The following is a 21,106-nucleotide window of genomic DNA, read 5'->3' on the forward strand; positions in this document are numbered from 1 at the left end:
ACCTAAAGCGTTTCCTGATTTGAGTCGCGTGACGCGTAGCCCGCGTTTCCAGCCGGAGGTCCAACTTCCGGGTGCTCTTTTTTGATCTTTGGAAACAAGGCGTTGTGTCTGAGTCGAGAGGGGATCTCAGGGGATGAAGTCAAAGCACGTCGCTGTCCTGATGGGCGGGTTTTCGTCCGAGCGGCCTGTGTCCCTGTCGTCTGGCAATGCCTGTGCCGAAGCGCTCGAGCAGGTCGGTTATCAGGTCACGCGAGTGGACGTCGATCGCGATGTCGGCGCAGTGCTTTCGACGCTCAAGCCGGATGTCGCATTCAACGCCCTGCATGGCCCCTTCGGCGAAGACGGCACCATCCAGGGCATCCTCGAATATCTCGGCATTCCCTACACCCATTCCGGCGTGCTGGCCTCGGCACTGGCGATGAACAAGGAGCAGTCGAAGAAGGTGGCCAAAGCTGCCGGCATTCCGATTGCCGAATCCAGGGTTCTCGACCGTTTTGCCATCGGCAACCAACACCCGATGAAGCCGCCTTACGTGGTCAAGCCGGTGTCCGAAGGGTCGAGCTTCGGTGTCGTCATCGTCAAGGAAGACCAGTCGCATCCGCCGCAGGTCATCTCCTCATCCGAGTGGCGCTACGGCGACACGGTGATGGTCGAGCGTTACGTCCATGGTCGTGAGTTGACCTGTGCCGTTATGGGTGATGTTGCGCTTGGCGTCTGCGAGATCGTTCCGACCGGTCACGCCTTCTACGATTATGATTCAAAATATGTCGCCGGCGGATCAAAGCACGAATGCCCCGCGAAAGTTTCACCGAATATTTACCAAAAAATACAAACACTGGCGCTCAAGGCTCACCAAGCGATCGGGTGCCGGGGCGTCTCCCGGTCTGACTTCCGGTACGACGACCGCCATTCCGAAAATGGAGAGGTCGTCTGGCTGGAGGTCAACACTCAACCCGGCATGACGCCGACGTCGCTGGTGCCTGAGATTGCAGCCCAAGCCGGGCATTCGTTTGGTGAGTTGTTGAGTTGGATGGTGGAGGACGCTTCGTGTTTGCGTTGAGGTCGGGACAGAACAGAAGGATGGGTGGCTCGGCGCCGCGCGTCTTCGGGCTGCCCTTGTCCGCGGAGCATTTCGTGCTGCCGCGGCTGCTGCGCAAGCCGGTTCGCATGCTGTCGCGCTTCGGGCGTGGGGAGTTCACTCCTCCGCCCTATGCTGCGTCGATGCTGACGGCTGCGTTCCTTGCCGCAAGCTCGCTTTATGGCGCCTATCTCGGGGGTCACTTCCCGGCGATGGTCCAGGGCGTGACCGCTCGCAGCGGCTTTGCCGTCGACCAGATCAAGGTCTCGGGCAATCGCGAAACCTCCGAAATCGACATTCTCGACAAGCTCGAGCTTGATGGCTGGACTTCGCTCGTCGGCTTCAATCCGGAAGAGGCGCGCGAGCGTATCGTCAGCTTGCCCTGGGTGCGCGATGCCGCTGTTCGCAAGGTCTATCCCGATACGATCGAGGTTCGCATCGACGAGCGCGACGCTTTTGCGATCTGGCAGCACGGAAACCAGCTCAGCGTCGTCGAGAAGGACGGCAAGATCATCGCTCCTTATGCTGGCGGGCGCCAGGCCACGCTGCCGCTGGTCGTCGGCTTTGGTGCCGCCGACCGTGCCGCCGACTTCGTCGCCAGGGTTCAGGCGTTCCCCGCGCTTGGTTCGCGGGTAAAAGGCTACATTCGCGTCGGCGAACGGCGCTGGGATCTGCGTCTCGACAACGGCATCACCGTCAAGCTGCCCGAGAATCAGGTCGATGCAGCGCTTGCCGATCTTGCCGATCTCGACCGCGAGAACGCGCTGCTGACCCGTGACATCGCGGCCGTCGACATGCGTTTCAGTGACCGGCTGGTCGTGCAGTTGACGCCGGAAGCTGTCGAGCGGCGCGCCGATCTGCTGAAAAACAAGCCGAAAGCCCTCAAGGCGAAGGCGGAGAAGAGAATATGAGCTGGCTGGGCGGTCAAAAGGATCCGGTTTCGCGTCGCTCGGGCATCCTTACGGTGCTTGATGTCGGTTCGAACAAGGTCTGTTGCGTGGTCGCCAAGCTGAAGCCGGCCGAAGGCAGTCAGCTGCTCAAGGGACGTACCCACCAGGCCCAGGTCATCGGCATCGGCCACCAGAAGTCGCAGGGCGTGAAGTCGGGCGTGGTCGTCGATCTCGACCGCGCCGAACATGCCATCCGTCTCGCCGTCGACGCCGCCGAGCGCATGGCAGGCCTTACCGCCGACTCACTGATCGTCAATCTGTCCGCCGGCCGCATCAAGAGCGAGGCGTTTTCGGCAACCATCAATCTCGGCGGCCATGAGGTCGACGAAACCGACGTCCAGCGCGTGCTCGCCGCCGGTGCCAAGCAGGCGCTGAAGGCAGAGCGCGACGTCATCCACTCGCTGCCTGTCGCCTTCTCGCTCGACGCCGAGCGCGGCGTGCGCGATCCGCGCCGCATGGTCGGCGACACGCTTGGCGTCGACATGCATGTGCTGACCGGCGATTCGGCGCCGATGCGCAATCTCGAGCTCTGCATCAACCGCTCGCACCTGTCGGTTGAGCATATGGTGGCTACGCCTTACGCCAGTGGCCTTGCGGCACTCGTCGACGACGAACTCGAAATGGGTGCTGCCTGCATCGACATGGGCGGTGGCACGACCACGCTTTCGGTCTTTGCGGAAGGGCGCTTCGTCCATGCCGACGCCATTCCTGTGGGCGGCAATCACGTCACCATGGATATGGCCAAGGGCCTGTCGACGCGTCTCGACGATGCCGAGCGGCTCAAGGTCATGCATGGATCGGCGCTGCCCGGCACCACCGACGACCGCGACATGATCAGCATCCAGCCGATCGGCGTCGACGACAGCGAAGTTCCGCTGCAGATACCGCGTTCTGTCATGACGCGCATCATCCGCGCCCGCATTGACGAGACGCTGGAACTGCTGCGCGACCGGCTCAACAAGTCGGGTTACGGCAATGCCGTCGGTAAACGCGTCGTCCTCACCGGCGGTGCCAGTCAGCTCGTCGGCCTGCCCGAGGCAGCGCGACGCATTCTCGGCCGCAATGTGCGCATCGGCCGCCCACTCGGCGTGGCAGGTCTGCCGGAGGCGGCCAAGGGGCCGGCTTTCGCGACCGCCGTCGGGCTTCTCATCTACCCGCAGATGGCCGGCATCGAGAGCCAGTCTGCGAAAGGGATTTCCCGTTACAGGGCAACGGGAACTGGCGGAAAACTGCATCGCATGAGTCAGTGGTTGAGAGACAGTTTTTAGGAATTGACGGGGGCAGCCCCATTACCGGCCGCACGGCGAAGCGGTTCGAAAGGCAAAAAGGACGAGGACTATGACGATCAATCTGCAGAAGCCGGACATCACCGAGCTCAAGCCCCGCATCACCGTGTTCGGTGTCGGCGGTGGCGGCGGCAACGCTGTCAACAACATGATCACCGCTGGCCTGCGCGGCGTCGAGTTCGTCGTGGCCAACACCGATGCGCAGGCACTCACCATGTCGAAGGCCGAGCGTCTCATCCAGCTCGGCGCGCATGTCACCGAGGGCCTGGGCGCGGGTTCGCAGCCGGAAGTCGGTCGCGCCGCCGCTGAAGAGTGCATCGACGAGATCATCGACCACCTGTCGAACACGCATATGTGCTTCGTCACCGCCGGCATGGGCGGCGGCACCGGCACCGGTGCTGCTCCGGTCGTCGCCCGCGCCGCTCGCGAAAAGGGTATCCTGACCGTCGGCGTCGTCACCAAGCCGTTCCACTTCGAAGGCCAGCGCCGCATGAAGACGGCTGATTACGGCATCGAAGAGCTGCAGAAGTGCGTCGACACGCTGATCGTCATCCCGAACCAGAACCTGTTCCGTCTGGCCAATGACAAGACGACCTTCGCGGACGCCTTCGCCATGGCCGATCAGGTGCTGTATTCGGGCGTTGCCTGCATCACCGACCTGATGGTCAAGGAAGGCCTGATCAACCTCGACTTCGCCGACGTCCGTTCGGTGATGCGCGAAATGGGCAAGGCGATGATGGGCACCGGCGAAGCTTCGGGCGAGGGCCGTGCGATGGCCGCCGCCGAAGCAGCAATCGCCAACCCGCTGCTCGACGAAACCTCGATGAAGGGCGCCAAGGGCCTGCTCATCTCGATCACCGGCGGCCGCGACCTGACCCTGTTCGAAGTCGACGAAGCTGCCACCCGAATCCGTGAGGAAGTGGATCAGGACGCCAACATCATCCTGGGCGCCACTTTCGACGAAGACCTCGAAGGCGTCATCCGCGTGTCGGTCGTCGCCACCGGCATCGACAAGTCGGCTGCCGACATGGCTGCTGCACCGCTGACCATCCGTCAGGCGCCGAAGCCGGCACAGCGTCAGGTCGAGGCACCGCGTCCTGTCGTGCAGGCTGCTCCTGTCGAACAGCCGCGCATGGAAGTGCGCACCAACGATCCGGTTGCCGAGGCCATCCGCCTTGCCGAAGCCAATGCCGCCGCGATGGCGCAGCCGCGGCCAGCCGCTCCGGCTGACGACTTCCGTCCGCAGAGCAAGCTGTTTGCCGCTCCGCCGGCCCAGCCGCAGGTCCAGCAGTATCAGCCGCAGCAGTTCCAGCAGCCCGCACCGCAGCCGGTTGCCCAGCCGCAGATGGCACCGCAGCGCGAGATGATGCAGCCGGCCCAGGTTCAGCCGCGCATGCCGCGCGTCGAGGACTTTCCGCCGATGGTCAAGGCCGAGGTCGAAGCCAAGGCTCAGCCGGCCGAGCAGCATGAGGATCGTGGTCCGATGGGCCTGCTCAAGCGCCTGACCAGCGGCCTGACCCGCCGTGAGGAAGAACCGGCACGCCTGCAGCCCGCGCAGCCGCGCGAGCCCAAGCTGCGCCAGCCGGCGCCCGAGCAGCGCCGCATGACCAGCCAGGAATCGCAGATGTACGCGCCGCGCCGCGGACAGCTCGACGAACATGGCCGCCTGGCACCGCAGGCACGGACTCAGGAGGACGATCAGCTGGAGATTCCAGCGTTCCTTCGCCGGCAAGCCAACTGATCTGTGAACGGCCGGTAACACTGTTTGAAAGGCGGGCGTCTCGACGCCCGCCTTTTGCTCTGAAAAGATAAGTTAAAACATGAGCTTGGCGGGGCGAGTCGAAGCGTCCCCGCAGTTACACAGAGTAAGAAACCGTGATTTGGAGTCTCTCACCCGGAAGACTATCTTCGCGCCGATTAAGGTCGCTGACGGGTATTGTGGGGATGAGGTCCCGTCTGGCGAGCATAAGAGCCGTGCGCCGTGGTGTGGCGAAGCGGACGTGGTGAGTACGGGCATATGGGGATCGACTTGCAGGACTATCAGACAACACTCAAATCGCGTGTCACCCTGTCGGGCGTTGGCGTTCACAGCGGCAAGCCGGTAGCCATCCATTTCGCGCCGGCAGACGCGGATACGGGCGTGGTGTTTCAGGTTGCTGACCGAGAATTTCGCGCAATTGTGTCAGAAGTGGGTGCGACCGATCTTTGCACCTTGCTCGGCGATCCCGCCGGCCAGCACGTTGCCACGATCGAACACCTGATGGCCGCTCTGTTCGGCCTCGGTATCGATAATCTGCTGATCGAAGTCGAAGGCGCTGAAATCCCGATCATGGACGGCAGTGCCGCGCAGTTCGTCGAGGCCATCGACCTGGCCGGCATCGAAGTGCAGTGCGTCAAGCGCCGCTACATCCGCGTTCTCAAGCCGGTACGAATCGAAAGCGGCGCCTCCTGGGCCGAGTTCCGTCCCTATGGCGGCACGCGATTCGAGGTCGAGATCGATTTCGAGAGCCCAGCGATCGGGCGCCAGTCCTTTGCTTCCGATATCAACGACGACATATTCCGCCGCGAGATCTCGCGCGCCCGCACCTTTGGTTTCATGAAGGACGTCGAGCGCCTGTGGGCAGCCGGCTATGCGCTTGGTTCGTCGCTCGAGAATTCAGTGGTCATCGGCGACGACAACCACATCATCAACATGGAAGGCCTGCGCTTCTCCAACGAGTTCGTGCGCCACAAGACGCTTGACGCGATGGGCGACCTGGCACTCGCCGGCGCGCGCTTCATCGGCTGCTTCCGTTCCTATCGCGGTGGCCACCGGCTGAACGCCGCTGCGCTGCGCCGCCTGCTTTCTGACAGGTCGGCTTTCGAAGTCGTCGAGACGTCGCGCCGCGAGCGCGGCCGCTCGGCCGAACTTATCGCTGTCAGTGCCGCAGTCCACGCGCCCTGGACCCTCTGACGGCCGGCAATCGCCTGGAGGTGGTGTGACCTTGTTGCACCACTTGGCCGGCGAAATGGCATGCGTCATTGCGTGCCACAAAATTGCGCGATTGGCGGCTGATAGCGTTGCCCGGCAAAGCCAGTTGTGATCTATGGCCATTGCCTAAAAGCGAAACAGCGCCAAAGGGGCGGAACTCTGTGATGTCATTGATACGAGCCGATCGATCGAAATTGCGCGTGAAGCCTCTGGTTGTGGCGCTTTCGCTCATCGCTCCGACGCTTGCACTGTCCGGCTGCATGTCCGGCGAAGCCGATGTCGATCTCGCGACCTATGTCGAGCAGACCGAACCGGCCGATGTGCTCTACAATCAGGGCCTCGCCAACCTCAATGCCGGCCGCCTCAAGGAGGCCAGCCGCAAGTTCGAGGCTGTCGACCGTCAGCATCCCTATTCGGAGTTTGCCCGTAAATCGATGGTGATGGGCGCTTTCGCCAGCTATCGCCAGGGCTCCTATGAAGAGGCCATCAACTCGGCCAAGCGCTATCTCGCGCTCTATCCCTCGACCGACGACGCGGCCTACGCCCAGTACATCATCGGCCTCAGCTATTTCCGCCAGATTCGCGACGTGACGCAGGATCAGAAGGAAGCTCGCCGCACCATCGAGGCGATGACCGAGGTGGTTCAGCGCTGGCCGGCTTCCGAATATGTCGACGACGCCAACGCCAAGATCCGCTTCGCCCGCGACCAGCTCGCCGGCAAGGAAATGCAGATCGGCCGCTATTATCTCGAGCGTCGCGAATTCATCGCTTCGGCAAAGCGCTTCCGCAATGTTGTCGAGAACTATTCGAACACACGCCACATCGAAGAAGCGCTCGCGCGCCTCGTCGAAACCTACTACGCGATGGGCCTGACCTCGGAAGCCCAGACGGCGGCGGCCGTGCTCGGCCAGAACTATCCTGACAGCCAGTGGTACAAGGATTCGTACAAGCTGCTGCAGACCAATGGCCTCGAGCCTCGGGAAAATGCCGGCTCCTGGATTTCCAAGGCCGGGAAGATGTTCTCCGGCGCCTGACCAGAAATAGATGCTCTCGCGCCTGTCGATCCGCGATATTGTCCTGATCGAACGGCTGGACATCGATTTCACGCCTGGCCTGTCGGTGCTGACCGGTGAGACCGGCGCGGGCAAATCCATCCTTCTCGACGCATTGTCGCTCGCGCTCGGCGCGCGCGGCGATGCATCGCTGGTCCGCCACGGTGCCACGCAAGGGCAGGTGAGTGCGGTCTTCGACGTGCCGCGCAACCATCCGGCGCGTACGCTGCTTGCCGACAATGCCATCGACGACGATGGCGACATCATCCTGAAACGCGTCCAGACCGCCGACGGGCGCACGCGCGTCTTCGTCAACGACCAGCCGTCCAGCGTCACGCTGATGCGCGACATCGGCCGCGCGCTTGTCGAAATCCACGGCCAGCACGACGATCGCGCGCTTGTCGACGCCGGGGCGCATCGCGATGTGCTCGATTCCTTTGGCGGTCATGTCGGCGAAGCCAAGGCCACCGCCGACGCGTGGAAGTTGTGGCGCGGTGCCGAGCAGGAGCTGTCACGCCATCGCGCCCGCGTCGATGCCGCCGCGCGCGAGGCTGAATATCTGCGTGCCTCGGTGACCGAACTCACCAAGCTCGATCCCCAGCCGGGGGAGGAGAGCGAACTCGCCGAGCTGCGTGCCGCAATGATGCGCGTCGAAAAGATCGCCTCCGAAATCCAGGATGCACAGGACGTGCTGTCGGGCTCGTCGTCGCCGCTGCCGCAGCTTGCCAGCCTGTTGCGCCGCCTGCAGCGCAAGGCGGCCGAGGTGCCGGGCCTGCTCGATGAGGTGGTGAAATCGCTCGACGAGGCGATGATCTCGCTTGATGCGGCGCAATCCGGCGTCGATGCCGCCCTTCGCGCCACCGAATATGACCCGCAGCGGCTGGAAAAGGCTGAGGAGCGGCTGTTTGCCCTGCGCGCGGCTGCACGCAAGCACAATGTTGCCGTCGACGACCTAGCCAGGCTGCGCGACACGATGGTTGCCGACCTCGCCGACCTCGATGCCGGCGAGGAGCGGCTGCAGGTGCTGGAAACGCAGGCGAGGACCAGCCGCGATGCCTATGATCGCATCGCTGCCAATCTGTCGGAGCTCCGCAAGACTGTGGCCGAGAGCCTGCGCAAGACCGTCATGGCCGAATTGCCCGAACTCAAGCTCGAACGCGCCGAATTCATCGTCGAGATGTCGAGCGAAGCCGACAATCGCATGCAGGAAGGTATCGATCAGGTCGAGTTCTGGGTGCGCACCAATCCCGGCACCCGACCGGGCCCGATGATGAAGGTCGCCTCGGGTGGCGAGTTGTCGCGTTTTCTCCTCGCGTTGAAGGTGGCGCTTGCCGACCGTGGTTCGGCACCCACACTGGTGTTCGACGAGATCGATACCGGCGTGGGTGGCGCGGTTGCCGACGCCATCGGCCAGCGGCTGGCACGGCTGTCCCGCCGGGTGCAGGTGCTGTCAGTGACGCATGCGCCGCAGGTCGCGGCCCGCGCGGCGACGCATTTCCTGATCTCCAAGAAGGGCAACACCGACAAGGTGGCGACCGGTATCCACGAGATGGACCGTACCGCGCGCCAGGAGGAAATCGCGCGCATGCTGTCTGGCGCCTCGATCACCGAGGAAGCGCGCGCCGCCGCCGAGCGCCTGCTGCGCGAGAACACGGCCGTCCTTTCCTGACCACGCGATTGCGGCTCCCATGTCAGGAGCCTTCGCGATGCTGCTGATTTGACGTGGAATTCGGTCCGGGCGGCTCCCGCTCGACAGCGTCCTGATCTATGGTGGCCGCGTTTTCAGCCGGAGCCGTACCATGTCCGACAAGCCAGTCGATTCGCTGAGCGAGACTGAAGCCGCGGCGGAGCTTGCGCGGCTGGCCGAAGAAATTGCCGGCCACGACCTGCGTTATCATGCCGAGGACGCGCCGACGATTTCGGACGCGGATTACGATGCGCTGCGCCGCCGCAACCTCGCCATCGAGCAGCGTTTTCCGCAACTGGTGCGTGAGGACTCGCCGTCCAAGTCGGTGGGCGCTGCCGTCTCCGAAAAATTCGGCAAGGTCACCCATGTCGTGCCGATGCTGTCGCTGGACAACGCCTTTGCCGACGAGGACGTCAGCGAGTTCGTCGGCCGCATCAGGCGCTTCCTCAGGCTGTCCGCCGACGAGCCGGTGGTAATCACCGCCGAGCCCAAGATCGACGGCCTGTCGCTGTCGATCCGCTACGAGAACGGCCGGCTGGTGACGGCGGCGACGCGCGGCGACGGCCAGGTCGGCGAAAACGTCACGGCGAACGCCCGCACCATCGCCGACATTCCGAACGTGCTGAAGGGCGACTTTCCCGAGGTGCTGGAAGTGCGCGGCGAGGTCTATATGAGCCACGCCGACTTTGCCGAACTCAACCGGCGCAATGCTGAAGCTGGCAAGCAGATTTTCGCCAATCCGCGCAATGCGGCCGCCGGTTCGCTGCGCCAGCTCGACACGTCTATCACTGCCAGCCGTCCGCTGCGCTTTTTCGCCTATGCCTGGGGCGAGGTCAGCGACATGCCGGCCGACACCCAGATGGGCATGGTCGAGGCTTTTAAGACCTACGGCTTCAAGACCAATCCGCTGATGAAGGTGTTCGACAGCGTCGACGGCCTGCTGTCGCAGTACCGGATGATCGAGGCCAATCGCGCCGGGCTCGGCTACGACATCGACGGCGTCGTCTACAAGGTCGACCGGCTCGACCTGCAGCAGCGGCTCGGCTTCGTCTCGCGTTCGCCGCGCTGGGCCATCGCGCACAAGTTCCCGGCTGAAAAGGCGACGACGACACTGCTCGGCATCGACATCCAGGTCGGCCGCACCGGCTCGCTGACGCCGGTGGCGCGGCTGCAGCCGGTGACGGTGGGCGGTGTGGTGGTCACCAACGCCACGCTGCACAATGAGGACTACATCAAGGGCCTCGGCAACAGCGGCGCGGCCATTCGCGACGAGGATCATGACATCCGCGTCGGCGACACCGTCATCGTACAGCGGGCAGGTGACGTCATTCCGCAGATCCTCGACGTCGTCCTGGAGAAGCGCCCGGCAGGAGCGCAGCCCTATCTGTTCCCGACGCGCTGCCCGGCCTGTGACAGCCATGCTGTCCGCGAGGAGGGTGAGGTGGTGCGCCGCTGCACCGGCGGCCTGATCTGTCCGGCACAGGCTGTGGAGCGCCTTCGCCATTTCGTCTCGCGCAATGCCTTTGACATCGAGGGCCTGGGCGAGAAGCAGATCGAGTTCTTCTTCCAGTCGCAGGACCCGGCATTGCATGTCGGCTCGCCGGCGGACATCTTCACGCTGAAGCGGCGACAAGAAGGATCGCTCACCAAGCTCGAGAACATCGATGGCTTCGGCGCGACATCGACTCGCAAGTTGTTTGCGGCCATCGACGACCGCCGCCAGGTCGAGTTCTCGCGCTTCCTGTTTGCGCTCGGCATCCGCCACATCGGCGAAACCAATGCCAAGCGCCTGGCGCGCCACTACATCAATTTCGAGACCTTCCGCGCCGCTGGTGTTGCTGCCGTGATGCCTGAGGGCAAGGGTGACAAGGGCAATGCCGCCTGGCAGGAGCTGACCGGCGTCAACGGCATCGGCGCCATCGTCGCCGAGGCGGTGGTCGAGTTCTTCGCAGAGGAGCACAACAGGCAGGTGCTCGATGCGCTGCTTGCCGAAGTGACGCCGCTTGACGAGGAGCGTATCGGCGACGTGTCGTCACCCGTTTCGGGCAAGACGGTGGTGTTCACCGGCTCGCTCGAAAAGATGTCGCGCGACGAGGCCAAGGCGATGGCCGAGAAGCTTGGCGCCAAGGTGGCGGGCTCGGTGTCCAAGAAGACCGACCTCGTTGTGGCGGGCCCAGGTGCTGGCTCGAAGCTCAAGGCGGCGACCGATCTGGGTATCGAGGTGATCACAGAGGACCAGTGGTTCGAACGCGTCGGGCAGGCGGGCTGACAGACGTCATGCGAGCACTTGCCATCGACTTCGAAACTGCCAATGAGCAGCGGAGCAGCCCGTGCTCCATTGGCCTTGCCTGGATCGAGGACGGCGCGGTCATCCGTATCGAGGAGCGACTGATCCGCCCCCGGGACATGCGGTTCTCGCGCTTCAACATTGCCGTTCACGGCATACGGCCCGAACATGTCGAGGACGCAGCCGAGTTTCCCGAGGTGATGGAGGAGTTCGAGGACGATCTCTCAGACACGCTTGTGATCGCCCACAACGCGTCCTTCGACATGAGTGTGCTCAGGGCGAGCTATCAGCTGTATGGCACTGTCAGTCCTGACATCGACTACATCTGCACGCTCAAGATGGCGAAGAAGGTGTGGCAGGAGCTAACCTCGCACCGGCTCAACGAGGTGTCGCGCCATATCGATTTCTCCTTCAGGCACCATAATGCTGCAGAGGACGCGCATGCCTGCGGCGAGGTGGCGCTGGCAGCCGCGCGCAAGCTGAACGTCTCGGCGCTGCGCGACCTGCCGATCAAGCTCGACATGACGATGGGCCGGCTTCATGCCGGCGGTAATGTGCCGTGCTCGGTGAAGCGGCCGCCGAAGGCCAAGAAGCGCTGATCGTTGGCTCAACCGAATTGATGTGACACGCCAAGCCGGCTGACTTATTCAGACCCCCGCGCAAGCTATGGAGCCTTGGCCGAGCTCGTTCGGCCTGTATCGTGCATTCCAACGCTCAAAATTCGATCTGGGGCCGATGCGCCACGGAGGCCTAATGTCTGATCGTCGCGGTGAATTCTTGCAGGGCATGCGATTGAGCGTGCCGGTGGTGGTCGCGTCGGCGCCCTTTGCCATCCTGTTCGGGGCGTTGGCCGTCGACAACGGCTTCTCCGTCGTCGAGGCGACACTGATGAGCGCCTCGATCTATGGCGGCGCCAGCCAGCTGGTCGGCATCGAGTTGTTCGGCCAGCATGTCGCGCCGTGGCTGGTGGTGCTATCGATCTTCGCCGTCAACTTCCGCCACGTTCTCTATTCGGCTGCCGTTGGCAAGCACATCGACCATTGGCCGTTCCTGAAGCAGGCCATCGGCTATTTCTTCCTGGTCGATCCGCAATATGCCGAGGCCGAGCGCAAGGGCGAGAATGGCGAGCAGGTGACCTTTGCCTGGTACATGGGCATGGCGCTGCCGATCTATGTCTTCTGGGTCGCCGAAAGCGCGCTCGGCGCGCTGTTCGGGCGGCTGATTCCCAACCCCCATGCCATCGGGCTCGACTTCCTGCTGCCGATCTATTTTCTCGGTTTGGTGATGAGCTTCCGCAAGCGCCCGCGCTGGCTGCCGATCGTCGTTGCCAGCGCCGTTGCCTCGATGATCGCCTACAAGACCGTAGGCTCACCCTGGCATGTTTCCATTGGGGCGCTGGCCGGCGTGCTGTTTGCGGCGGCGATGCCGGTCAGGTCCGACGAGAGCCTGACGAGTGAAGAAACGGCGGAGGTGGTGTCATGAGCACGACGCTTTGGATCATCATTGCCGGCGCTGTCGCCACCTATCTGACCCGTATCGGCGGCCATCTCGTCATTTCGCGTTTCGAGCGCATCCATCCGCGCGTCGAGGCGGGCCTGAACGCGGTGCCGGCTGCGGTTCTGACGACGCTCGTGGCACCCGCGGCACTCTCGGCCGGTCCGGCTGAGCTGGCAGCGCTTGCCGTGGCAGCCGTTGTTGGACTGCGTGGTGGCCTGATGACGATGTTTCTGACAGGCGCTGCCGTGTTGATTGCCATGCGGCATTTCATCGGCTGAACGAAAACCGGCCGCATGAAGCGGCCGGTCGTTTTCATTACACGCTGATCAGGCGATCTGCGCCGTCGCCTTTTCCAGCCACGCCAGCGTTTCGCCGTCGAGCATCGGTCCGATCTCGGCCAGCACGCGGGCATGGTAGGCATTGAGCCAATCCAGCTCTTCGCGGGTCAGCAGGTCGGCGCGCAGCAGGCGCTGGTCGAAAGGCGCCAGCGTCAACGTCTCGAAGCCGTGCATGGCGATGTCGCCGCCGGGCAGCTCGGCGGTTGGCGTCACCAGGATCAGATTTTCCAGCCTGATGCCGTAATGGCCTTCCTTGTAGTAGCCGGGCTCGTTGGACAGGATCATGCCGGCGAGCAGCTTTTCCATGCCGGTCTTGGCGATGCGCTGCGGGCCTTCATGAACAGCGAGATAGGACCCGACGCCGTGGCCGGTGCCGTGGGCGTAGTCGAGGCCGTTCTTCCACAGTGCGATGCGGGCGAGCGCGTCGATGTCGGCGCCACGCGTGCCTGCGGGAAACCGCGCCAGCGAGATCGCGATCATGCCCTTGAGCACCAGGGTAAAACGCTCGCGCATCTCCTCACTCGGCTTGCCGACCGGCATAGTGCGAGTGATGTCGGTGGTGCCGTCCTGATATTGCGCGCCCGAATCGAGCAGGAACAGTTCACCCTCGGCCAGCACCCGGCTCGTCGCTTTCGAGACGCGGTAATGCATGATCGCGCCATTGGCGCCGGCACCCGAGATGGTGTCGAACGAGACGTCGCGGAGCGGCATCTGCGTTTCCTCACCGGTCTGGCGGCGGCATTCCTCCAGCTTGGTCACGACGGCGATCTCGTCGAGGCTGCCGGGATTCTGCCGGTCGAGCCAGCACAAAAGCTTGGCGACAGCAGCGCCGTCACGGCGGTGGGCAGCGCGCGAACCGGCGATCTCCTGGGCATTCTTGGTGGCGCGGGGCAGGCGGGCCGGGTCGGGCGCTTGCACCACCGTGCCGCCATTGTCCTCGATCAGGGCGCGCAGCCTGTCGGCGGCAAGCACCGGGTCGAGCGCGATCTTCGCACCAGATTTGGCAAGGGCCGCGACCGCGTCATCGAGCTTGCTCGGTGCCTTGATGTCGGCAAGCTGGGTGAGATAGGCCTCCTCGGTGCGGCCAAGTTTGCGCTTGTCCATGAACACGGCATGGCTGCCGTCGGCGGAGAGGATGGCGAAGCCAAGGGCAAGCGGCGTGTGGGGTACGTCGCCACCACGGATGTTGAACGCCCAGGCGAGCGACGACGGGTCGGTCAGGATCACATGGGTGGCGCCGTCGTTCTCGATCGCTGCGGCGAGCCGTTTCAACTTGTCCTTGGCCAGTTCGCCGGCAAAGGCCTCCGGATGGATCTCGACTGGGGCCAACGGTGCGTCGGGCTGATCTTCCCAGATCGCGTCGATGGGGTTGCGGGCGAGGGGGACAAGCACGGCGCCGACCTTTTCGGTTGCCGTTGTCAGCGCCTTGACCTCGCCCATGGTGTGCAGCCACGGGTCGATGCCAAGCCTTGCGCCCTTGGGCAGGCTTTCCTTGATCCACACCGATGGCGGGTTGTCGATCAGGCTTTCGACGGTGAAGATATCGAGATCGACCTCGTCGCGCACCTGGAGCGTGTAGCGCCCGTCGACGAAGATGTAGGCGCTGCGGGCGAGCACGATCGCAACGCCGGCCGAGCCGCTGAAGCCGGTCAGCCACCGCAGGCGATTCGAACGTGGCGGGACATACTCGCCCTGGTGCTCATCGGCGCGGGGCACGACGAAGCCGTCGAGCCCATTTTCCTTGAGCCATTGCCGGAGCAACGCCACGCGCGGCTTGCCGACGGTGGGATCGCCGGCTGAATCAAAGGACTGGAACATGGTGGTTTCCCGAAAGCTGGATGTCGGGCGAACCTATCCGCGCCGGCCGTTGCTGGCAACGCCGCCGGCTTGTCCAGCGGGCTCAGTTCTTGAGGTGGATTGTCACCCAGCCTTCCCTGTGGAAGGTCTCGATGTGGCGGAAGCCTGCCGCGACATAGGCTTCGACCACGGCGTCGTGCTGACGGTCGAGGATACCCGACAGCACGAGGGAGCCGTCGACCGCAAGGTTCGTGGCCATTTCGGGCGCCAGCAGCATCAGCGGCTGCGCCAGGATGTTGGCGACGATCAGGTCGAAAGGGCCGCGCGCGGCGAAGATCGGGTCGTCGAAGCCTGCGGCGGTGACCGTCTCGACGTGGTCGGCAGCACCATTGAGGCGGACATTCGCGGCGGCAACGTCGGTTGCGACCGGGTCGATGTCGGTTGCCAGTACCGGGATCGGCGCCAGCTTGGCGACTGCGATCGCCAGCACGGCGCTGCCGGTACCAAGGTCGAGCGCCTTGGCCGGTTTTTCCGCGGCCATCACCTTTTCGATCATCGCGAGGCAGCCTGCCGTGGTGCCGTGATGGCCGGTGCCGAAAGCGAGGCCGGCCTCGATCTCGATGGCGATCTGTCCGGGGCGCACGTCCTCGCGGTCATGGCTGCCATGAACGATGAAGCGTCCTGCCTGCACCGGCTTCAGGCCTTCGAGCGACTTCGCCACCCAGTCGACGTCGGGTAGCACCTCACGGCCCAGCGGGCCCTTGTGGCCTGCTTCTGCAACCACCTCGGCCATGCGGCGGGCAACGTCCTCGACATCGCCATCCGTGTAGAGCGAGACCTCGTGGATATCGCGGTCCTCGTCGACCTCGATCACGGCGATCGGCCAGCCATCTTCCTCGAAGGCGGTTTCGAGGGCAGCGAAGATGCGGTTGGCGGCTTCGCGGCCGGTGGTAAAGTGCAGCCGTGTCTGGGTCATGTCGGGTCCGGGAGAGGAGGGTCAGCCTTCCTTGGCAAGCCGCTTGAGCTTGGCAAGTGCGGTCTCTGGGTTCTCCTCATAGGCGATCGTGCCGAAGAAATCACCCTTGCTGTCGAGCAACAGCACCGACGCCGTGTGATCCATGGTGTAGTCGCCGCCTTCGGTCGGCACCTTCTTGGAATAGATACCGAAGGCCTTGGCCATGGCGGCGATCTTGTCGGGCGAGCCGGTGATGCCGGTGATGCGGTCGGAGACGTTGCTGACGTAGCTGTTCATCACCTCGGGCGTGTCGCGCTCGGGATCGACCGAGACGAAATAGGCGCGGAGGTTCTTGCCTTCGTCGCCCATCTGCTTGAGCAGGCCGTCGAGCTCGAACAGCGTGGTCGGGCAGACCTCGGGGCAATGGGTGAAGCCGAAGAAGACAGCACTTGGCTGGCCGCGGAACGCCGCTTCGGTGATCTCGGCGCCCTTCTGATCGACAAGCACGAAGGGCGCACCGAAAGCCTGGGCGCTGGTCTTGCTGCTGTACCAGTCGAAGGTCAGCCAGCCGACGCCGGCGGCCATCAGGATCAGAATGCCGGCAAGGATCGTGCGCATCATCGATTGTGATTCCATGGTGTTATTGATGACCGGTTCAGAAGCACCAGGACATGCCGGCCTCGACCAGCGACATGAAGATGCCGGCGTCCTTGTCCAGCCAGGAGGCGAAGGCGAGGCCCGAAGCTGCCGCAAACGCCATCATGCCGAGCGCGATCCACGCGGTCGCCGAAAGCGATATGGGCAAGGCCTGTTTCATCAACCCTACATAGCGCGGCGCGTGATTTGCCAAAAGGGACATGTTGACGCTCTCATTCGTCCACAAAACACCTTTTCGCGAGCAGGATGCAGCGTCTCTGGCTTGCAAGGCGGGCGCGGGCGACCCAAGTGTGGACGACTTCAGCCAATTCAGGAGGCTTTCATGCGGCTTGCCCTTTCCGTCCTTGCGACCACCCTTGCGCTCGGCGCAGCATTGCCCGCCATGGCCCAGCAGGTGGGCGAGGTCGGCGTCGACTGGCTCGGCAACGACATCATCGTCGAGGCGATCAAGGACCCCAAGGTCGAGGGCGTCACCTGCCACGTCTCCTATTTCGACCGCGGCGTGATCGACCGGCTGCAGAAAGGCAACTGGTTCGAGAACCCGTCGGACACCGCAATCTCGTGCCAGCAGACCGGACCGATCACCATTGGCGAGATCGACCTCGGCCAGGAGGGCGAGGAGGTCTTCAAACAGGGCATCAGCCTGATCTGGAAGGAGCAGGTGGTGAACCGCATCTACGACCAGAAAAACGAGACACTAATCTATCTCGCCCATTCGCGCCAAGTGCAGGACGGCTCGGCCAAGATGTCGATGACCACGGTGCCGCTCTATGGCCAGAACGTCGTCTGGGCCAAGGGCAAGCCGCAATAGCTTGCGGGCAGTGTGGCGCGGGCGTACATCCGCGTCATGGACGATCAAGCAAACCTTCGCTTCAAGGATGACGAACCGCGAATCCACCCGACGTCGGAGCTGAAAGGCTGCCGGCTTGGCCGCCATGTGATCGTCGGCGAGCGCGTCGTGTTGCGCGAGGTGGTGGTCGGCGACTACTCCTATTTCGAGCGCCACGCCGAGGCGATCTACACCACGATCGGCAAGTTCTGCTCGATCGCCGCAAATACGCGCATCAACGCGCTAGAGCATCCGATGGAGCGGCTGACCACGCACAAGCTGAGCTACCGGCCGAACGAGTATTTCCGCTATCTCGGCGTCGACAACGATTTCCGCGAGCGTCGCAGGGCTAAGCCCGTGATTATCGGACACGATGTGTGGGTCGGACATGGTGCGGTGATCATGCCCGGTGTGAGCATTGGCAATGGAGCGGTGGTCGGGGCGAATTCCGTGGTGACGCGCGACGTCGCGCCGTTTGAGGTTTTTGCCGGCGTGCCCGCAAAGAGGCTGAAGATGCGGTTCCCCGTCGAGGTTATCGCCCGCATCGAGGCGCTGGCCTGGTGGGATTGGCCGCGCGAAAGACTGTTCGAGGCGATCCCCGACATGCAGAGCCTGCCGATCGAGGCCTTTCTCGACCGCTGGGAAGCGAGGCAGGCCTAAGCGCCGGCTGCGGAACCCGAAGCGGGGCCCGGTTGTTTCCTTCGCACCGAAGGGATGTGGCCATGTGCGAGAAGGTTTTCACCAAGATCGCCAACAAGGTAGCCTATGCCGCCGGCCTGCCGCTGACCTTTCTCGGCTGCTGCATTGTCGTGTTGGCCTGGGCGGTATCAGGTCCGGTGTTCGGCTTTTCCGACACCTGGCAGCTGGTGATCAACACCGGCACGACCATCATCACCTTCCTGATGGTGTTCCTGATCCAGAACACCCAGAACCGCGACGGTGCTGCGATCCAGGCCAAGCTCGACGAGCTGATCCGGGTCGGCACCGGCCACAACCATTTCATCGGCATCGAGCATCTGACCGAAACCGAGGTCGAGGAAATCCGCAAGAAATGCGAGCAAGCGGCCAAACGGCATGATGTCCGAGCGAAAGCGAAGGGGTGAGTGCTGCGTCTCCTCGCAGACGAAGAAGTCCCTGCGCCTCGCATGCCTGGCGCTGCCTATGCTGCAGCGTCTTCATGCAGGCGCTTGGGATTTGGGAACAAAAACCACCGCCCGCAATTCCTGCTGCAGGCGTGAAAGTACTGTCCTCCGCTGCTCCCGGGCGGTTGACGATTGCCGCGGTCCGGAACAAGATTGTGGCGGGTAGGGTATGGCGTGGCGTGACTGACTGGCTGGATATCCTCAGAGAGCAGGCCGAGACCGGCGCCGAGATGGCGCGCGAGGTTCCGGCGACGCTCGCCAATCCCGACATCAGCCGCGACCAGGTCAAGAAGCTGTTTGCCGCGCTCGAACAGCAGGCCGAATTTGTCGAAAAGCTGAGGCAAGTGCTCGAGGCCAATGACTTCGAGCCGGAGGTGCTGGTTGCCGCCGAGGCTCTGGAGGAACGCTACGCCGAGCTGGCGGCGTCGGCCGCCGAACGGCTGAAGGCAATGCGCAGCGGCGAGCCTGTGCGCCGGCAGTAGGACAGGGCATCACCACTCGCGATGCGTTGCTGAGCCCTGCATCAGCACCGGCAATATGTCACGAGCATCAAATCAGGCCGGCGGCGAGCCTATATGGATGGCTTTCCTGACCTCCGCGCGGAAATCCGGTGTGTCATGCTCGCCATGGACGGCGACAGCATGCTGGACGGCAGCGTTGACCAGTTCGTCCTCGTTGTCGGCTGCGATCGCCACGGTGCACTTCATTTCGCTCGGGAATTCACGGCAATCGATATATCTGCGCATCGTCTTCGCCTCCCTGCGATCCACAATTAGCGCAAACCTGATGTTATTCCTGCGCATGCGGGGCGGCAACCGGTAAGTGGCGGCCGCGGCGGTGGCTCTCGCCGACGTGATTGCCGGCAAGAGGCTGATCGTGGCAGTCCTATGCCACCGGCAGCCTGATCTCGAAGCGGGTGCCCTTGTCGGTGCCGGCAAGCCGGATCGTTCCGTCATGGGCGTTGAGCAAGGCCGAGACGATGCCGAGGCCAAGGCCGGTACCGCCGGTTTCACGCCGTGTGGTGAAGAACGGCTCGAAGATGCGGGCGCGGTTGTTGGGCGAGATGCCGCAGCCATCGTCGGTGGCAGCTATGGTCACAGTGTCGTCAAAGCTGCTGGCCTCCAGCACGAAACGGCCGGCGCCATGGCGCAGCGCGTTGTCGACGAGATTGGACAGGATGGCCGCGCCATTTTCAGCCGACATGGCAAAGCGGATGTCAGCGCCAGACAAGATCGACAGGTCGACACCTTCGACAGGAGCGAGATAGCCGAGAATCTCAGTGAGCGACGTGCTCTGGCCTGGCAGCGCTGCCTTGTCGGCGCGCGCCAGTTCGATCAGGCGGCGAACCAGGCGGTTCAGCCTGTCGGTGTCGGCGACGATGTTGTCGAGGAAGCGCGTTCTTGTGGCCGGATCCATGTCGTCGCTGGCGTCGCGCAGCAATTCGGCGGCGCCCTGGATCGCGGTCAGCGGCGATTTCAGCTCATGCGAGACGTGGGTGGCAAAGGTGCGAATCGTTTCGTTGCGGATCTGCAGCTTGCGCGCCATGTCGAGGAAGGCTTTGGACAACTCCGCCATCTCGCGCGTGCCGTGATGGGCAAGTGGCTGGAGGGCGTCCGTTTGCCCCTCGGCGATGCGCGCGGTTCTTTCCATCAGATCGTGCATGGGACGGGAGATGGTGCGGATGAAGACGAAGCCGATCAGCAGCGTGACGCCTGTTACAAGGGCCGCTGCGGCGACCGCGCCATGCGATAGAACGGCGGGCTCGGTGGCCGGTTCGAAGCGCTGCTGATAGAGTTGGAAGCTGAACAGCCCCAATAGCGGCAGCGTCATGACGGTGGCAAGGATGGCCAGCACGACGAGGCCGAGGGGCGGGCGCCATTTTTCAGTCACGCGCCGCACCGCCCGAGGCGGAAGCCCATGCCATGGACGGTCTCGATCGCGTTGGAGCAACCCACTGTTGCGAACTTCGCGCGGATGTTGCGGATGTGGCTGTCGACCGTTCGCTCCGAGACGTGGATGTTGGCGGCGTGGCTGGCATCGATCAGCTGACTGCGGTTGAGGACATGCATCGGTTTCGTCATCAGCGCCTTGACGATGGTAAATTCGGTCGCGGTGAGGTCGATGTCTCGGTCATCGTAATTCACCGCGCGCCGCAAAGGATCGAGCACAATCAGGCCGTGACTGAGGCTTGCCGAGACGAGTTCCGCCGGAGCCGGCCGTGCGCGGCGAAGGATGACGTTGACGCGCGCCACCAGCTCTCGCGGGCTGAACGGCTTGGTGACATAGTCGTCGCCGCCCATCTCAAGCCCGAGGATGCGGTCGATTTCCTCGTCGCGGGCAGACAGGAACAACACGGGCACGTCGGAGGTTCGCCGAAGCCTGCGGCACAGTTCCAGCCCGTCCATCTCGGGCATGCCGACATCGAGCACAACCAGGTCGGGCATGCGGCGCTCTATGCGCGCCAGCGCTGCCATACCGTCGCCGACCGGCTCGGTCTCCATGCCGGCCTTGTCGAGGGCAAAGCAGATCACGTCGCGTATATGAGGGTCGTCGTCGACGACGAGGATATGGCGCGGCATC

Annotated in this window: 22 protein-coding genes; 15 read left to right on the forward strand and 7 right to left on the reverse strand. The window is 63.7% G+C overall.

Going from position 1 to position 21,106, the window contains the following annotated elements:
• Nucleotides 1-133 precede the first annotated feature (133 nt).
• The 11 genes from HNQ95_RS26805 to HNQ95_RS26855 all read left to right on the forward strand — a co-directional run bounded on the left by HNQ95_RS26805 (nucleotide 134) and on the right by HNQ95_RS26855 (nucleotide 13,086).
• Complete coding sequence (locus HNQ95_RS26805; protein ID WP_067960401.1) at nucleotides 134-1,060, forward strand: D-alanine--D-alanine ligase; 927 nt, start codon at nucleotides 134-136, stop codon at nucleotides 1,058-1,060.
• Complete coding sequence (locus tag HNQ95_RS26810; protein ID WP_067960405.1) at nucleotides 1,048-1,989, forward strand: cell division protein FtsQ/DivIB; 942 nt, start codon at nucleotides 1,048-1,050, stop codon at nucleotides 1,987-1,989. Before HNQ95_RS26805 ends, HNQ95_RS26810 begins: the two co-directional genes overlap by 13 nt.
• Nucleotides 1,986-3,296 (forward strand): cell division protein FtsA, encoded by a 1,311-nt coding sequence (gene ftsA / locus HNQ95_RS26815; RefSeq protein ID WP_067960407.1) that lies wholly within the window; start codon nucleotides 1,986-1,988, stop codon nucleotides 3,294-3,296. Before HNQ95_RS26810 ends, ftsA begins: the two co-directional genes overlap by 4 nt.
• 70 nt (nucleotides 3,297-3,366) lie before the next feature.
• Nucleotides 3,367-5,055: a cell division protein FtsZ gene (gene ftsZ, locus HNQ95_RS26820; protein WP_067960410.1), complete on the forward strand. Its 1,689-nt coding sequence runs from the start codon at nucleotides 3,367-3,369 to the stop codon at nucleotides 5,053-5,055.
• Between the two features lie 276 nt (nucleotides 5,056-5,331).
• The gene (lpxC, locus tag HNQ95_RS26825) at nucleotides 5,332-6,267 is read left to right on the forward strand and encodes a UDP-3-O-acyl-N-acetylglucosamine deacetylase (RefSeq protein ID WP_182575649.1); all 936 of its coding nucleotides are present in this window, start codon (nucleotides 5,332-5,334) and stop codon (nucleotides 6,265-6,267) included.
• 182 nt (nucleotides 6,268-6,449) lie between these two features.
• On the forward strand, nucleotides 6,450-7,319 hold the full coding sequence (locus HNQ95_RS26830; RefSeq protein ID WP_067960420.1) for an outer membrane protein assembly factor BamD: 870 nt from the start codon (nucleotides 6,450-6,452) through the stop codon (nucleotides 7,317-7,319).
• A 10-nt stretch (nucleotides 7,320-7,329) separates the two neighbouring features.
• A complete protein-coding gene (gene recN / locus HNQ95_RS26835; RefSeq protein WP_067960423.1) occupies nucleotides 7,330-9,006 on the forward strand; it encodes a DNA repair protein RecN in 1,677 nt (558 codons plus the stop codon).
• Between the two features lie 130 nt (nucleotides 9,007-9,136).
• The gene (gene ligA, locus HNQ95_RS26840; protein WP_154386683.1) at nucleotides 9,137-11,293 is read left to right on the forward strand and encodes an NAD-dependent DNA ligase LigA; all 2,157 of its coding nucleotides are present in this window, start codon (nucleotides 9,137-9,139) and stop codon (nucleotides 11,291-11,293) included.
• 8 nt (nucleotides 11,294-11,301) lie between these two features.
• Complete coding sequence (locus tag HNQ95_RS26845) at nucleotides 11,302-11,910, forward strand: 3'-5' exonuclease (RefSeq protein ID WP_154386708.1); 609 nt, start codon at nucleotides 11,302-11,304, stop codon at nucleotides 11,908-11,910.
• A gap of 154 nt (nucleotides 11,911-12,064) precedes the next feature.
• Nucleotides 12,065-12,793, forward strand: a complete 729-nt coding sequence (locus HNQ95_RS26850) for an AzlC family ABC transporter permease (protein ID WP_246340994.1) — start codon at nucleotides 12,065-12,067, stop codon at nucleotides 12,791-12,793.
• The gene (locus HNQ95_RS26855; protein WP_154386681.1) at nucleotides 12,790-13,086 is read left to right on the forward strand and encodes a branched-chain amino acid transport AzlD family protein; all 297 of its coding nucleotides are present in this window, start codon (nucleotides 12,790-12,792) and stop codon (nucleotides 13,084-13,086) included. Before HNQ95_RS26850 ends, HNQ95_RS26855 begins: the two co-directional genes overlap by 4 nt.
• Before the next feature lie 48 nt (nucleotides 13,087-13,134).
• On the opposite strand, the gene HNQ95_RS26860 is transcribed toward HNQ95_RS26855, so the two are convergent.
• The 4 genes from HNQ95_RS26860 to HNQ95_RS26875 all read right to left on the reverse strand — a co-directional run bounded on the left by HNQ95_RS26860 (nucleotide 13,135) and on the right by HNQ95_RS26875 (nucleotide 16,715).
• A complete protein-coding gene (locus tag HNQ95_RS26860) occupies nucleotides 13,135-14,964 on the reverse strand; it encodes an aminopeptidase P family protein (RefSeq protein WP_182575650.1) in 1,830 nt (609 codons plus the stop codon).
• Between the two features lie 82 nt (nucleotides 14,965-15,046).
• Entirely contained in the window at nucleotides 15,047-15,919 is an 873-nt protein-coding gene (locus tag HNQ95_RS26865; RefSeq protein ID WP_182575651.1) for a 50S ribosomal protein L11 methyltransferase, read from the reverse strand.
• A gap of 21 nt (nucleotides 15,920-15,940) precedes the next feature.
• Nucleotides 15,941-16,519 (reverse strand): SCO family protein, encoded by a 579-nt coding sequence (locus tag HNQ95_RS26870; protein ID WP_154386678.1) that lies wholly within the window; start codon nucleotides 16,517-16,519, stop codon nucleotides 15,941-15,943.
• 34 nt (nucleotides 16,520-16,553) lie between these two features.
• Nucleotides 16,554-16,715, reverse strand: a complete 162-nt coding sequence (locus HNQ95_RS26875) for a hypothetical protein (RefSeq protein WP_182585838.1) — start codon at nucleotides 16,713-16,715, stop codon at nucleotides 16,554-16,556.
• 162 nt (nucleotides 16,716-16,877) lie between these two features.
• Between HNQ95_RS26875 and HNQ95_RS26880 the strand changes: the two genes are divergently transcribed.
• The 4 genes from HNQ95_RS26880 (at nucleotide 16,878) to HNQ95_RS26895 (ending at nucleotide 19,008) form a co-directional block, all read left to right on the forward strand.
• On the forward strand, nucleotides 16,878-17,366 hold the full coding sequence (locus tag HNQ95_RS26880) for a CreA family protein (RefSeq protein ID WP_182575652.1): 489 nt from the start codon (nucleotides 16,878-16,880) through the stop codon (nucleotides 17,364-17,366).
• Between the two features lie 36 nt (nucleotides 17,367-17,402).
• Nucleotides 17,403-18,044 (forward strand): DapH/DapD/GlmU-related protein, encoded by a 642-nt coding sequence (locus HNQ95_RS26885; RefSeq protein ID WP_182575653.1) that lies wholly within the window; start codon nucleotides 17,403-17,405, stop codon nucleotides 18,042-18,044.
• A gap of 62 nt (nucleotides 18,045-18,106) precedes the next feature.
• Nucleotides 18,107-18,487 carry a low affinity iron permease family protein gene (locus HNQ95_RS26890; RefSeq protein ID WP_182575654.1) on the forward strand — a complete coding sequence of 127 codons (381 nt, stop codon included), beginning with the start codon at nucleotides 18,107-18,109 and terminating at the stop codon, nucleotides 18,485-18,487.
• Nucleotides 18,488-18,705: 218 nt separating this feature from the next.
• Nucleotides 18,706-19,008: a hypothetical protein gene (locus HNQ95_RS26895; RefSeq protein WP_182575655.1), complete on the forward strand. Its 303-nt coding sequence runs from the start codon at nucleotides 18,706-18,708 to the stop codon at nucleotides 19,006-19,008.
• A 72-nt stretch (nucleotides 19,009-19,080) separates the two neighbouring features.
• On the opposite strand, the gene HNQ95_RS26900 is transcribed toward HNQ95_RS26895, so the two are convergent.
• The 3 genes from HNQ95_RS26900 to HNQ95_RS26910 all read right to left on the reverse strand — a co-directional run bounded on the left by HNQ95_RS26900 (nucleotide 19,081) and on the right by HNQ95_RS26910 (nucleotide 21,105).
• Entirely contained in the window at nucleotides 19,081-19,272 is a 192-nt protein-coding gene (locus tag HNQ95_RS26900) for a DUF1059 domain-containing protein (RefSeq protein WP_154386673.1), read from the reverse strand.
• 139 nt (nucleotides 19,273-19,411) lie between these two features.
• Entirely contained in the window at nucleotides 19,412-20,416 is a 1,005-nt protein-coding gene (locus HNQ95_RS26905; protein WP_263006630.1) for a HAMP domain-containing sensor histidine kinase, read from the reverse strand.
• Nucleotides 20,413-21,105: a response regulator transcription factor gene (locus tag HNQ95_RS26910; protein ID WP_182575660.1), complete on the reverse strand. Its 693-nt coding sequence runs from the start codon at nucleotides 21,103-21,105 to the stop codon at nucleotides 20,413-20,415. Before HNQ95_RS26910 ends, HNQ95_RS26905 begins: the two co-directional genes overlap by 4 nt.
• Between the last annotated feature and the right edge of the window lies 1 nt (nucleotide 21,106).

This window comes from Aminobacter ciceronei, assembly GCF_014138625.1.
Taxonomy (GTDB): Bacteria; Pseudomonadota; Alphaproteobacteria; order Rhizobiales; family Rhizobiaceae; genus Aminobacter; species Aminobacter ciceronei.

Bases quoted from the DNA above. Each gene is read 5' to 3' on its own strand.
- ligA (WP_154386683.1), top strand. From the start codon at position 9,137: ATGTCCGACAAGCCAGTCGATTCGCTGAGCGAGACTGAAGCCGCGGCG.
- HNQ95_RS26880 (WP_182575652.1), top strand. From the start codon at position 16,878: ATGCGGCTTGCCCTTTCCGTCCTTGCGACCACCCTTGCGCTCGGCGCA.
- HNQ95_RS26875 (WP_182585838.1), bottom strand. From the start codon at position 16,715: ATGAAACAGGCCTTGCCCATATCGCTTTCGGCGACCGCGTGGATCGCG.
- HNQ95_RS26860 (WP_182575650.1), bottom strand. From the start codon at position 14,964: ATGTTCCAGTCCTTTGATTCAGCCGGCGATCCCACCGTCGGCAAGCCG.
- HNQ95_RS26805 (WP_067960401.1), top strand. From the start codon at position 134: ATGAAGTCAAAGCACGTCGCTGTCCTGATGGGCGGGTTTTCGTCCGAG.
- HNQ95_RS26845 (WP_154386708.1), top strand. From the start codon at position 11,302: ATGCGAGCACTTGCCATCGACTTCGAAACTGCCAATGAGCAGCGGAGC.
- lpxC (WP_182575649.1), top strand. From the start codon at position 5,332: ATGGGGATCGACTTGCAGGACTATCAGACAACACTCAAATCGCGTGTC.
- HNQ95_RS26885 (WP_182575653.1), top strand. From the start codon at position 17,403: ATGGACGATCAAGCAAACCTTCGCTTCAAGGATGACGAACCGCGAATC.
- HNQ95_RS26870 (WP_154386678.1), bottom strand. From the start codon at position 16,519: ATGATGCGCACGATCCTTGCCGGCATTCTGATCCTGATGGCCGCCGGC.
- HNQ95_RS26830 (WP_067960420.1), top strand. From the start codon at position 6,450: ATGTCATTGATACGAGCCGATCGATCGAAATTGCGCGTGAAGCCTCTG.
- HNQ95_RS26910 (WP_182575660.1), bottom strand. From the start codon at position 21,105: ATGCCGCGCCATATCCTCGTCGTCGACGACGACCCTCATATACGCGAC.
- HNQ95_RS26890 (WP_182575654.1), top strand. From the start codon at position 18,107: ATGTGCGAGAAGGTTTTCACCAAGATCGCCAACAAGGTAGCCTATGCC.
- HNQ95_RS26855 (WP_154386681.1), top strand. From the start codon at position 12,790: ATGAGCACGACGCTTTGGATCATCATTGCCGGCGCTGTCGCCACCTAT.
- ftsZ (WP_067960410.1), top strand. From the start codon at position 3,367: ATGACGATCAATCTGCAGAAGCCGGACATCACCGAGCTCAAGCCCCGC.
- HNQ95_RS26850 (WP_246340994.1), top strand. From the start codon at position 12,065: ATGTCTGATCGTCGCGGTGAATTCTTGCAGGGCATGCGATTGAGCGTG.
- ftsA (WP_067960407.1), top strand. From the start codon at position 1,986: ATGAGCTGGCTGGGCGGTCAAAAGGATCCGGTTTCGCGTCGCTCGGGC.
- HNQ95_RS26900 (WP_154386673.1), bottom strand. From the start codon at position 19,272: ATGCGCAGATATATCGATTGCCGTGAATTCCCGAGCGAAATGAAGTGC.
- recN (WP_067960423.1), top strand. From the start codon at position 7,330: ATGCTCTCGCGCCTGTCGATCCGCGATATTGTCCTGATCGAACGGCTG.
- HNQ95_RS26865 (WP_182575651.1), bottom strand. From the start codon at position 15,919: ATGACCCAGACACGGCTGCACTTTACCACCGGCCGCGAAGCCGCCAAC.